The organism is Alkalihalobacillus sp. TS-13 (assembly GCF_019720915.1).
GTDB lineage: Bacteria > Bacillota > Bacilli > Bacillales > Fictibacillaceae > Pseudalkalibacillus.
In genome coordinates this window covers 2,550,321-2,562,114 of record NZ_JAHKSI010000001.1, presented here as the reverse complement: position 1 = coordinate 2,562,114, position 11,794 = coordinate 2,550,321, and the positions used below count along the sequence as shown (strand labels likewise).

The following is an 11,794-nucleotide window of genomic DNA, read 5'->3' as shown; positions in this document are numbered from 1 at the left end:
GGTGCCTGGCACCGTTTTGAATTCGTTGGGGGAGAAAGCTTCTGAATCGGTGCCAGGTACCAAACGTGGTACCGTCACACTCACTGTTTTGAAACTTTGTGGTTTGGGAAGTATTATAAGAAGATAAATGGAGTAGAAGTTCGTTTAAAGGAGCATGTGATGGAGAGTTGGTATACAGAGTTCATTGAGAACTATGGGTATTTTGGCATCTTCCTTATAATGGCTTTGGAAAATCTTTTTCCCCCGATTCCTTCCGAGGTGGTGCTGCCGTTCAGTGGGTTCGTCACGACTGCCACAGACCTGCACATCATCGGTGTCATCTTAGCTTCGACAGCTGGTTCGGTATTTGGGGCTATAGTGCTTTATGGTCTCGGATTGCTTTTGGATGTTGAAAACTTAGAAAAAATGATTGATCGTTGGGGACACATTCTCCGAGTGAAAAAGAAGGATGTAAGACGTGCAGATGACTGGTTCGATCGCTATGGAAAATGGACGGTTTTCTTTGGAAGGATGATGCCATTTTTACGAAGTGTCATTTCTATCCCTGCGGGCATGTCGAACATGCCATTTCTCTTCTTCATCGTTCTCACCACACTTGGAACGGTCATCTGGAATATCCTACTTGTAAGCATTGGGGCTGCACTCGGTGAAAATTGGACAGGTATCATCGAATATGTGAAGCTCTATTCGAAAACGATTTACATCATACTTGGCATTGGGGCGATTTTGTTTATTGCCTGGTATGTGCAACATAAAAGGAAAAAATTAAATTCTCGTTAATCGGCGGCCGTTTTGGTCGTCTTTTTAACATTTAAAGAAAGTATAAATACTTTCTTCAATATAAGGGCAACTAAGGCACAGCTTGCGCTAAAGCTTATCTGTGCCAAGTTTTCTTTATTTCGTTAGATGGAATTTGTTTACATAATTCGATTTCATTGTTACGATTATTTCAAAATATTCACAAATTTACTAAGGTTACAAAGAGAAACCCATTAAATAGAAGGGGGATAAAAAGGTGTCATTGGGTGTTTATTTTAAACGATTGAAATCTATTATAATCGGAATCATTTTCATCGGTTTTTTACCGAGTCTTCTTTATGGATTCGACCAGACGATCAATCTCCAATCCTACACATTCAATGGAAAAACATATGATCTATTTCCTGGTATTTTTGACAAGTACACTTATTCGATGACGATTTTTTTCGGAGCATTGATACTCGGTTGGGTTTTTGCCATTTTGTTTACATTTTGCACTACTTTATTGCCGCATTTTCTAAAGAGGATGGTCTACGGGCTACTAACGCTGTTCGAATCAATTCCAGATTTGTTCATTGTACTATCCTTGCAACTGTTGATCGTTTATATCTACCAGAAAACAGGCTGGCTCATCAGTAATGTGACGGTGGTCTATGATGATAAAATTTATTTGCTGCCGATTTTGGTCCTATCTGTTCTGCCTACCATCCAGTTATTCAAAATCACGTTCCTTTTACTTGAGGAAGAGAAGAATAAAGCCTACGTCAAAGTGGCAAAATCAATGGGGCTTGGTGATTATTACATACTGTTCCGCCATGTGTTCAGAAACGTTTTATTCAATCTGTTCCTCTATTTCAAAACGATTTTCGTCTTCATGCTATCGAATCTTTTTATCATGGAATACGTGTTCAACATCCACGGATTGATGAGAATCATGCTTAGCACGAATATTTTTGTATTTATTATAAGTACGATCATGATCACAATTCCTTTCTTATTATTGTTCGAAGCAGCTCAAGCGTTGCTTGATAGAGCCACTGGTGATCGAGGGGAGGGACACGTATGAACAAGGTCATATGGAAACAACCACAGTTTTTGATTGGCGCTTTCATCGTATTGTCATTGCTAGTGTTGAGTCTTGTATATCCGTTATTTTCTGACCCTCCAGAGGAAGTCAAATATCTCTATAAAGATGGAAAGCTGGTTGATGTTGCTCCTTTTTCGCCATCACAGGTCCCTCCGTTCGGAACGGATCGATTCGGCAGGAACTTGCTGAGCCTGGTAATCAGTGGTGCCAAGTATACACTGTTGATCACGATTGCGATTGCTTTAATACGGGTTATCATCGCTGGTGTGCTGGCGATTTTTTACCATCAATACAATAAAAAACTACGTCCTATATTTGAAGATATCATCGAATCCACCCTTTTTGTTCCAGCTTCAATATTAGGGTATTTGCTAATGGCTCCATTAGCGGTAAAACAAGCGCAGGAAGGGATCAGTTTCTTTGAAATCGTATTGATCCAGAGCATCATATTGATCTTGATCGGGGTTCCGCCTCTCATATCGGTTTTTTCAAAGGATATGGCAATGATCACAAGGAAGGAACACATTGTCAGCACTTTATCGCTTGGTGCGAAGCATCGATATGTATATGTCAAGCACGTACTGCCAGAGATGGCCAGCCGCTTCTTATTAGTAATAGCCCAACAAATTATTCAGGTAATGATCCTGCTTGCTCATCTTGGAGTTTTATTGATTTTCCTTGGAGGGGTCAAAACGATCCTGGATGGGGATTTATTAAGCACACACGAGGTATTTGTCTCGCTGTCTGGAGAATGGTCAGGTCTTATCGGCAATAATTTTCAAGAAATCGTACATAGCCCACATGTCGTCCTTATACCTTTAGCTTTCTTTTCATTGACGATTTTTTCAATGAACTTGATCATAAATGGCATGCAGAATGCTATGAAACACGGAGAAAGGGGGAGGGGAATATGAAGCTTTTGGAAGTCCAAAATTTGAGCGTCGGATTTGGCTCTGAAAAGGATGAATTCGTCGCAATCGATGATGTCAGCTTTTCAATCGATAAAGGTGAAACGGTTGCGCTAATCGGAGAATCTGGATCCGGAAAAAGTGTGACCTCCCTCTCTATCCTGGGGCTTTTACCTGCTAATGGAGGTATTCGTAATGGACGTATTTTCTATAATGACAAAGACTTATTAGTACTGCCAGATAAAGAATTACAAAAAATACGAGGGAGAGAGATCTCGTTGATTTTCCAGGATGCTTCTGTATCATTGAATCCCTCCATAAAAGTCGGTAGACAGATTACAGATGGTCTCGTTTATCATCGGCTGATGAATCGTAAAGAACTTAAACGGGAGGCGCTGCGTTTATTGACGGAAGTAGGCTTCCACAACCCGACAGAAGTGTTCGATCAATACCCTGGTCAGCTTTCCGGCGGAATGAAACAGCGTGCTCTCATTGCAATGGCGATTTCATGCAAGCCACAGCTGATTATTGCGGATGAACCCACAACTGCACTTGATGTCACGATACAAAAACAAATTCTTGACTTGATGAACGAGTATAAGAAAACGACTGCTACCTCTCTCCTCCTGATCACTCATGATTTCGGGCTAGTGGCAGAATATGCGGATCGGGTATTGGTGATGTTCGGGGGTAAAATCGTCGAATCGGCAGATGTATTCACGCTTTTTAAAAATCCCATTCATCCCTATACGAAGGGATTGATGGAGAGTATCCCGAAAATCGAAGAGCCTAAGGAGCATTTACAGACGATAAAGGATGCCGTCAGTTTGCAAGCTGGTTATGGAGGACGAAAATTTGCTCCGGAAACGTTTTCGGCTGATGAAATGGTGTATCATTCACCTTCAACCTTGATTGAAGTTGAACCTGGTCACTATGTAAGGTTTTTTGATGAAGGATCTGAGGTGTTGAAGGCATGCAAACATTAGTTGAAGTCCAAAATCTTTCTACTTCGTTTCAAGATGGCAGAAGTATAAAAAAGGCGATTGAAGGGGTCACCTTCAATGTATACGAAGGTGAGACATTAGGTATCGTAGGAGAATCAGGGTCTGGAAAAACGACGCTTGGAAGAACGATTATTCGGCTCTTGGCTCCTGACTATGGTTCTATCAAGTTTGCTGGAGTCGATCTGACGAGATTAACCGGTAAAAAATTGAGGGGGATGAGAAAGGATTTCCAGATGATCTTTCAAAATCCCTATGAATCTCTTAGTCCCCGGTTGAAAGTAGGGGACATTCTCGAAGAACCACTTGTTATACAGAAGATGTTTTCACAGGGGGAAAGAACGCAGAGAGCTTTTCAGATGCTTGAAAATGTAGGGCTTCCCAAAAGCTCCTATCATAAAACAATCCATGAGTTCTCAGGAGGTCAAAGACAACGGATAGCAATCGCCCGTGCACTGATATTGAATCCTAAACTGATCATTGCTGATGAGCCTGTTTCAGCATTAGACGTATCTGTGCAGGCACAAATATTGAATCTATTAAAGGATCTGCAGAAAGAATTCAATCTGACATCCATTTTCATTTCACATGATTTAAGTGTTGTGCACCATATGAGCGATCGGGTTGGTATATTGAATGGAGGACATATGTTGGAAATGTCCGGTAAAGAGGAAATTTACAGGAATCCTGTCCATCCCTATACAAAGTCTCTACTCTCATCCATTCCAAGAAACGATCCGACTCAACGGGATGTGATCCAGGAGAAAATCATCGTCCCTCCAGCTTCACCACATCCCCCGCATCTGATCAATATCGGCAAGGAGCATTATGTTGCTTCAAATGTCATTGAAATCAAGAATTTTGAAGTCAGCACTGTAAACTAGATGAGAATATCAATCAAAAAAGGACGGGGCTGTCTTAAAAGAAAAGTGTCAGACACCTCCAACACAACATTTTGAATCAAAACCATGATTTTTCTCAAAATGTTGTTAAGTTCGGAGAGACTCAGACACTTTGGGACAGCCCAGTCCTCTTCATCATGTCTATCATGAGCCAAGCTGTTCTAGCTGATCCATGATATTGGTCAATTGATTGATTGTTTGCAGGATTTCATAGTCTTCCAGCAGTTTTGGATCTACTTCCCCATTTTCAACATTGCGTAGATAACCATCAATTCCCTGTTCGAGCGTGTCATTGTATCCGACTATTTTCCCGTGTACGCCCTCCGCGATTCCTGGGGGGTTCAGTTCATTAAATGTTGCGATATCTTCCTTCATCTGGTTGAGTCTTTCTTCCAGTTCGACCCGGGATTCCTGGTCCGAAGCTGCCCGTTCAGCTAATGCTGGTGCTTCATCAGCAAAACTTTTGGCTGTGTTAATGTAATCAGTAGCACTGTTTACATACTCAAGGGTGTCATCGACTCCTTGGAGTAAGGAACAACCGCTTAATATGAGAACTGACATCGCACCGAGTGTGAGAGAGAGGAACCATTTTTTCATAAATATTCTCCTTTTCAATAAGGTTTTGATTTATCTTTTACGACGTTTTTTCAATTCTTTTTTTGCCATCGGTATAATATGTTTCTTAGCAACACTATATCCTTTCTTCAAGATGAACGCTTTGATCAATTTTTTGAAACCCAATTTCACCACTCCTTTCATAGGATAACAAAAACGTGACCACCTTTATTGGTGATCACGTTTATCGTAAAGAGACCACCAGAATACTGGTAAAGGTCTCGCTAACAACATGGACGTTGCCAACAAAGCCGAGGCATAGTGCCTGTAATGACGACTTCGTTGTGACAAGCTACTCCCCTTTAAGGAATAAATCTATAAATTTTCTTACTAACAGTTTAGTGAAAAATGCTTGGAAAATCAATTATTTCTAATGCTTTCTGTACTCATCAAGCAGACCGTAAAGCTTTTCCAGTTGATTACTTTGCTCGCTCCGCTGCATACTTCTTTTATATTGATTGCGTTCATTGTATGTTTTCTCTATCAATTGCTGAAGAGATTCATCAGTTACGTCTTCTTCTTGAATCACTTCAGCAAAGCCTTGCTTTTTAAAAGACTCAGCATTTTGGATCTGATCACCGCGGCTCTGGCTGAGAGGAAGCGGTATAAGAATCATCGGAATCTGCAGATCGAGAAATTCATAGATCGAGTTTGATCCTGCTCGGGTGACGACGAGATCCGTCATAGCGAGAATGTCAGGTAACTCATCTTTTATATACTCAAATTGCCTATATCCATGAACATTGATCGTTTCATCGACTTTCCCTTTTCCGCAGAGATGGACGATTTGATAATTTTCAGTCAAGGTCGGTACAAGATTTCTTACAGCCTCATTAAGCCTCTTAGCTCCCTGGCTTCCGCCCATTACGAGGATGACTGGCTTGGATTCAGTGAAATCACAGAAATGAAGCCCTTTCCGTTTCGAACCTGTACGTAATTCTTCACGGACAATGGACCCGAGTAAAATTCCTTTGTCTTCTGGAATGTGTTTGAGTGTTTCCGGGAAGGTCACGCATACCTTTGAAGCGAATGGCATTGAAATTTTATTCGCAAGTCCAGGACTCATATCAGACTCGTGGGAAATGACTGGCGTTTTCGTAAGGCGGGAGGCAAGTATTACAGGCACTGAAACGAAGCCCCCTTTAGAGAAAACGATACTCGGCTTCACCTTCCGGATGATCCGATACGCCTGACCGATCCCTTTGATGACTCGGAACGGATCTTTAAAGTTATTGATATCGAAGTATCTCCGCAGTTTTCCTGTAGAAATCGGATAATACGTAACATCAGAGAGATGTTCGATCAATTCACGTTCAATTCCACCCTGTGATCCAATATAATGGATTTCCCAATTATTACGTTTCAAGTGAGGGATCAAGGCAAGATTGACAGCGACGTGGCCAGTCGAACCGCCCCCCGTTAACAAAATACGCTTCATTTACATCATCCTTTTATTAAACTGCACTTTCCGTGTCAGGCACCAAAATTGAGGCTTACTCTCCCAAGGAGTTTGAAAGTGTGCCAGGCACCGATCAGCAATTCAATGGTACCAGGGCTTCTCAATCGGTGCCTGGCACCGCTGAATAGAGCACTGCCTTTATTATATATCGGTTGTGATTGTGTTTCATCCCGCATATGTTCACCATTTTTGACAGACTGTTGTTTTATTCGTTTGTGTAACGGCATAATTAGGGGTTGACCTGCTAAAAGACGGTCTGCCCTAATACGTACAACTGTCGGTCAGTCTTTATCGAAGGCTGGTTCTAGCCCGACGTTACAGCCTAATCCAAACCATTTCAGCTTTGCGGATTTTTGATATGAGTCAGGCCACCTAGATCACTGTAAACCTCAAGATCGCTCAATTCGCACCATATCTCGCTGATCAGATTACCTTCATAAGCGAAAATCAATACACCTGTTTCTTTTACCGGTTCGTCACGAGCAGGCAACTCGAGCCATCCTCCGGCATAGGTGCTTGTTCCAGTGTACCGGATGACGACTTTCTCATCTCCAACGATGATATCGTGTAAGTCCCATTCACTGTTTGTAAACGTAGACCGGTACCAGTCCAGAAATTGGACGAATTCCTGTTTTCCGACTGAATGGCGTCCGGCAGTATTCACTCTCACTTCATCCACTGCAATCTCATCCAACCGAGCCATTCGCCTTTTCCAAATACATCATGAAACCACGCTTTCGCATGCACAACTCTCAAATCTCCCATTACATGACCCCCATATCAATTTCTTCTGATTTTCGATAGCAGCCTCAACATTTCAATATACAACCAGACAAGCGTGACCAATAGCCCAAACCCAGCATACCACTCCATATATTTCGGTACCTGCTGTCTGGCACCTGACTCAATGAAATCAAAATCCAATACCAGGTTCAGGGCAGCCACTCCGACGATTACTAATGAAATGATAATACCAACCATGCCTGTTTCATGAAGAAATGGAACATCCATCCCGAAAAACCTCAGGATGATATCAATCAAGTAAACAAAGAAAATTCCCATAGTCGCAGATATGACTCCTCTTCTGAAATTCTTCGTAACTTTTATGATACCTGTCTTATATAAAAGCAGCATTGCTAATAACGTACTGATCGTAAGGAGAGCGGCCTGCAAGGTGATGCCGCTGTATTGAGCTTCATAGATTGCAGATAAAGCACCGATCGCCAGCCCTTCTAACAAAGCATAAGCAGGAGCGGTGAGTGGGGAAATCCTCGGAACAAAAGCAGTGATCAATGCCATCACAAGACCGCCCAACACCCCGATCCATAATAAGTGTTGTATCATGTTGCCTGAAAAATACTCATTCCATGAATAGAAGGCACTACCCATCAACACGACAAGCAAAATGAAAGTCTTGTTTACGGCACCACCGATGGTCATCGCGTTACCTGCTGAAGCACTTCCTCGAAATCTACTGAACGTTCTATCATTCAAACTCGGATTCGAACTACGCATATCATCACCTCATTTAGGAATACAACTAATTGATACAAATTTTAACATACTCAACGAAATGTGCCGTCTTCTACAACTTGTAATCGAAGGGAAAAACATTTTTTAACAAATATATGAAACTATTTACAATAGGAACCGTAATAAAGAGTGAGTATAATTGAGCGTTTCTGATCAAATTCGAGAAAATGGAGGGATTTAGATGTTTGAGCTTTTTAAACGGGTGAAGACGGTCGTCAATTCGGAATTGAACAGCCTGATTGATAAAGCAGAAGACCCGATCAAAGTGGTCGAGCAGTATTTACGTGAGATGGCTTCTGATATCCAGGAAGCAGAGAAGGCCACTGCTAAGATCATGGCAGAAGAAAAACTGCTGAAGTTGAAATGGAAAGAGACCCAATCGATGGTCAAGAAACGTGAAGAACAGGCAATCCGTGCACTTCAAGAAGACAATGAAGATTTGGCGAAAAGAGCGCTCGAAGATAAATCGCGTCTTCAGAAAGAAGCGGAACAATTAGAGCACCTCTACATCGAGGCTTCTAAAACTGCAGCAGAACTCAAAGAAAAGCTGACTGAAATGAAATCTGAATTTCGTGATATGGAACTGAAGAAAGCCACATTGAATTCCCGCGCCCAGTCTGCTAAAGCACGCACAAACATCAACCGTTCCATGGCGATGCACAATAGCGGAGGTTCAAAAAACGGCTTCAAACGAATGGAAGAGAAGGTGTTCAGGTTTGAGGCTGAAGCAGAAACAAGTGAGGACCTTAACGTATCAAGCAGAACGTTGGACACCGAATTGAAGGAAGTGGAGAAGAAAAGCAGTGTGGACGATGAACTGCGTTTATTGAAAGAACGAATTGCAAACCAATCAAATGGAACAATCGAATAGGGGATTTATATGGAGTTATTTGGATATCCCATAGAGACGCTCTATCTCTATGGACTCATCATCGGAGGATGTTTAACGCTCATTTATATATTAATGAGCGATGTTTTGGAAGGGATTTTCGAGGTCTTGTCAGAAACGTTCTTCAACCCGACATTGATTCTTTCTTTCCTTACCATTTTCAATGCATCCGGATACTTACTTGAAATCATGACTGGAATGAACAGCTGGATCCTCCTGGTCGTTTCTGCACTTTTAGCATTCTTATTCGTTACTTTGTTGAACGTATTTGTGTTGATTCCACTCTCATCCGCGGAAGAATCCAATACGTATGCGATAGAAGACTTACAAGGCCGGATCGGCAAAGTCATCATTTCCATTCCTGTTGATGGTTATGGTGAGGTATTGATCAGCGGGAACAGCGGAAATATCGCTAAGTCTGCCGTCAGTCTGGATAACGAACCAATCGAGGCTGGCTCTGATATTTTGATCATCGACACCAAAGATGGGGTTCTGCACGTTACCCGATACGAACAAGAAACCTTCAACGTGTAACAATTCATTTTTAAGGAGGATCATATGGGTCTAAGTCCACTTTTCATTGTCATTGGAATCGTAGCATTTTTATTGATAGCTTTAATCGGGGTTTTCGTTTCAAAATACCGTACAGCGGGTCCTGATGAAGCATTGATCGTCACAGGAAGTTACCTCGGATCAAAGAACGTAAACATTGATGATGCCGGTAATAAAATCAAAATCGTCCGCGGGGGCGGTACGTTCGTGCTTCCTGTTTTCCAACAAGCTGAATCGTTAAGTCTCTTGTCGAGTAAAATTGATGTACAGACACCAGAAGTTTACACAGAGCAGGGTGTTCCGGTTATGGCTGACGGTACAGCGATCATCAAAATCGGCGGATCGATCGGCGAAATCGCTACGGCCGCGGAACAATTTTTAGGTAAAACCAAGAGTGATCGTGAGAATGAAGCGCGTGAAGTTCTAGAGGGACACTTACGTTCAATTCTCGGATCGATGACGGTCGAAGAAATTTACAAGAACCGTGAAAAATTCTCGCAAGAAGTACAACGTGTCGCTTCTCAAGATCTTGCGAAAATGGGGCTGAACATCGTCTCCTTCACAATTAAAGATGTCCGTGACAAAAACGGATACCTTGAGTCACTCGGTAAGCCACGGATCGCTCAGGTGAAACGGGATGCGGATATCGCTACTGCCGAAGCAGAAAAGGAAACGCGTATCAAACGTGCAGAAGCAGATAAAGATGCGAAGAAATCCGAGCTGGAACGTGCAACTGAGGTAGCTGAAGCAGAAAAAATCAATCAGTTGAAAATAGCGGAATATCGTGAAGAGCAGGACCGTGCAAAAGCCCGTGCTGACCAGGCTTATCACTTAGAAGAAGCAAGATCGATGCAAGAGGTTACAGAGCATCAAATGCAAATCAAAATCATCGAGCGTCAAAAGCAGATCGAACTCGAAGAAAAAGAAATCGCCCGTCGTGAGAAGCAATATGATTCCGAAGTCAAAAAGAAGGCGGACGCAGATCGATATGCTGTTGAACAATCCGCAGAAGCAGACAAACGGAAACAGATCGCTTCAGCAGATGCAGAACAATATCGCATTGAATCAATGGCAAGAGCAGAAGCGGAAAAAATCCGTATCGACGGTATCGCGAAGGCTGACGCAGAACGAGCTCAAGGTGAATCATCAGCTGAAGTCATCCGTCTGAAGGGTCTTGCAGAAGCGGAAGCGAAACAGAAGATTGCAGAAGCTTTTGAACAATATGGTCAAGCAGCGATGCTCGATATGATCATCAATATGCTCCCTTCCTATGCAAAAGAAATTGCAAGTCCGCTGGGTAATATTGATAAGATTACAGTCGTCGATACGGGCAGCGGTGAAGGTGGAGGAGCGAACAAGGTAACGGGCTATGCCACAAACTTGATGTCTACACTTCAGGAGTCATTGAAGGCTTCTTCCGGCTTAGACGTCAAGGAATTGATTGAAAACTTCTCTGGAAAAGGGAACGTCCGATCAAGCGTTGATGAATTGACAAGAGAAATCACCCGTAAAAGAGACGGTCTCCCTACCAACGAAAACGAAGCAAAACCAGAAAATGAATATGTGAAAAGCGAGAAATAACAATAAGGGGATGGTCCGTATGGATCATCCCCAAATTAATGTCACTACACGTATCAGATTTCCCTCTTCATCCCTTGCTCAGTCATCGCGAGCTTCTTATTACGTGTCAACGTTTTGATATTGTCCACGTGTCGGAAACGTAGTGCGGACCAGATCGCAACCTGTCTGACACCTTCGAAACCAGCATCGCCTAACGGTTGCCATCCTGTATCTCTCGTCAAGTCGGAATTGTACTGATTAGACGTTTTCTTCGGATAGGCAAACCAGACAACGGCATCCTCTTCCAGTTGAGGCAGGAGTTCCTTTACAAATGGACCTACATCTGCCTTTTCATAAGCGAATACAAGAACAAAGTGAATTTTGCTTCCAGCTTTCAAGTCTTCCATGATTGTCACTTCATCTGCTATTTCCTTCATCGTTTCTTCAAACTCTGCGGGTGCTTTGATCACCCAGATTTCAGCCTGATTTTTATAATTCATCTTTTTCAATATGGGATGCATGACGGATC

The 11,794-nt window shown here is 42.4% G+C and carries 14 protein-coding genes; 8 read left to right on the top strand and 6 right to left on the bottom strand.

The window, feature by feature from the left end; translation table 11 throughout:
* The first annotated feature begins 159 nt into the window (after positions 1 to 159).
* From KOL94_RS12550 to KOL94_RS12530, 5 genes are all read left to right on the top strand, one after another.
* Positions 160 to 780: a DedA family protein gene (locus KOL94_RS12550; protein ID WP_221566753.1), complete on the top strand. Its 621-nt coding sequence runs from the start codon at positions 160 to 162 to the stop codon at positions 778 to 780.
* A 235-nt stretch (positions 781 to 1,015) separates the two neighbouring features.
* The gene (locus KOL94_RS12545) at positions 1,016 to 1,825 is read left to right on the top strand and encodes an ABC transporter permease subunit (protein ID WP_221566752.1); all 810 of its coding nucleotides are present in this window, start codon (positions 1,016 to 1,018) and stop codon (positions 1,823 to 1,825) included.
* Positions 1,822 to 2,760 (top strand): ABC transporter permease subunit, encoded by a 939-nt coding sequence (locus KOL94_RS12540; protein ID WP_221566751.1) that lies wholly within the window; start codon positions 1,822 to 1,824, stop codon positions 2,758 to 2,760. Before KOL94_RS12545 ends, KOL94_RS12540 begins: the two co-directional genes overlap by 4 nt.
* Complete coding sequence (locus tag KOL94_RS12535) at positions 2,757 to 3,740, top strand: ABC transporter ATP-binding protein (protein WP_221566750.1); 984 nt, start codon at positions 2,757 to 2,759, stop codon at positions 3,738 to 3,740. Before KOL94_RS12540 ends, KOL94_RS12535 begins: the two co-directional genes overlap by 4 nt.
* Positions 3,728 to 4,639 carry an ABC transporter ATP-binding protein gene (locus tag KOL94_RS12530; RefSeq protein ID WP_221566749.1) on the top strand — a complete coding sequence of 304 codons (912 nt, stop codon included), beginning with the start codon at positions 3,728 to 3,730 and terminating at the stop codon, positions 4,637 to 4,639. The genes KOL94_RS12535 and KOL94_RS12530 overlap by 13 nt, the downstream gene beginning before the upstream one ends.
* 162 nt (positions 4,640 to 4,801) lie before the next feature.
* Here the strand turns inward: KOL94_RS12530 and KOL94_RS12525 are convergent, their stop codons facing one another.
* The 5 genes from KOL94_RS12525 to KOL94_RS12505 form a co-directional block, all read right to left on the bottom strand.
* A complete protein-coding gene (locus tag KOL94_RS12525) occupies positions 4,802 to 5,254 on the bottom strand; it encodes a DUF6376 family protein (protein ID WP_221566748.1) in 453 nt (150 codons plus the stop codon).
* A gap of 388 nt (positions 5,255 to 5,642) precedes the next feature.
* Complete coding sequence (locus tag KOL94_RS12520) at positions 5,643 to 6,710, bottom strand: undecaprenyldiphospho-muramoylpentapeptide beta-N-acetylglucosaminyltransferase (RefSeq protein ID WP_221566747.1); 1,068 nt, start codon at positions 6,708 to 6,710, stop codon at positions 5,643 to 5,645.
* 35 nt (positions 6,711 to 6,745) lie between these two features.
* Positions 6,746 to 6,958, bottom strand: a complete 213-nt coding sequence (locus tag KOL94_RS12515) for a hypothetical protein (protein WP_221566746.1) — start codon at positions 6,956 to 6,958, stop codon at positions 6,746 to 6,748.
* A 110-nt stretch (positions 6,959 to 7,068) separates the two neighbouring features.
* Complete coding sequence (locus KOL94_RS12510) at positions 7,069 to 7,434, bottom strand: nuclear transport factor 2 family protein (RefSeq protein WP_221566745.1); 366 nt, start codon at positions 7,432 to 7,434, stop codon at positions 7,069 to 7,071.
* A gap of 77 nt (positions 7,435 to 7,511) precedes the next feature.
* Positions 7,512 to 8,246 (bottom strand): Bax inhibitor-1/YccA family protein, encoded by a 735-nt coding sequence (locus tag KOL94_RS12505; RefSeq protein WP_221566744.1) that lies wholly within the window; start codon positions 8,244 to 8,246, stop codon positions 7,512 to 7,514.
* Between the two features lie 199 nt (positions 8,247 to 8,445).
* On the opposite strand from KOL94_RS12505, the gene KOL94_RS12500 reads away from it, so the two are divergent.
* Genes KOL94_RS12500 through KOL94_RS12490 form a run of 3 tightly spaced genes read left to right on the top strand, consistent with a single transcriptional unit; the run spans position 8,446 to position 11,286 of the window.
* The gene (locus tag KOL94_RS12500; RefSeq protein WP_221566743.1) at positions 8,446 to 9,135 is read left to right on the top strand and encodes a PspA/IM30 family protein; all 690 of its coding nucleotides are present in this window, start codon (positions 8,446 to 8,448) and stop codon (positions 9,133 to 9,135) included.
* A gap of 9 nt (positions 9,136 to 9,144) precedes the next feature.
* The gene (locus KOL94_RS12495) at positions 9,145 to 9,687 is read left to right on the top strand and encodes an NfeD family protein (RefSeq protein WP_221566742.1); all 543 of its coding nucleotides are present in this window, start codon (positions 9,145 to 9,147) and stop codon (positions 9,685 to 9,687) included.
* A 24-nt stretch (positions 9,688 to 9,711) separates the two neighbouring features.
* The gene (locus tag KOL94_RS12490) at positions 9,712 to 11,286 is read left to right on the top strand and encodes a flotillin lipid rafts scaffold protein FloT (protein WP_221566741.1); all 1,575 of its coding nucleotides are present in this window, start codon (positions 9,712 to 9,714) and stop codon (positions 11,284 to 11,286) included.
* Positions 11,287 to 11,339: 53 nt separating this feature from the next.
* On the opposite strand, the gene KOL94_RS12485 is transcribed toward KOL94_RS12490, so the two are convergent.
* Positions 11,340 to 11,786: a DUF3052 domain-containing protein gene (locus KOL94_RS12485; protein ID WP_221566740.1), complete on the bottom strand. Its 447-nt coding sequence runs from the start codon at positions 11,784 to 11,786 to the stop codon at positions 11,340 to 11,342.
* Positions 11,787 to 11,794: the final 8 nt, after the last annotated feature.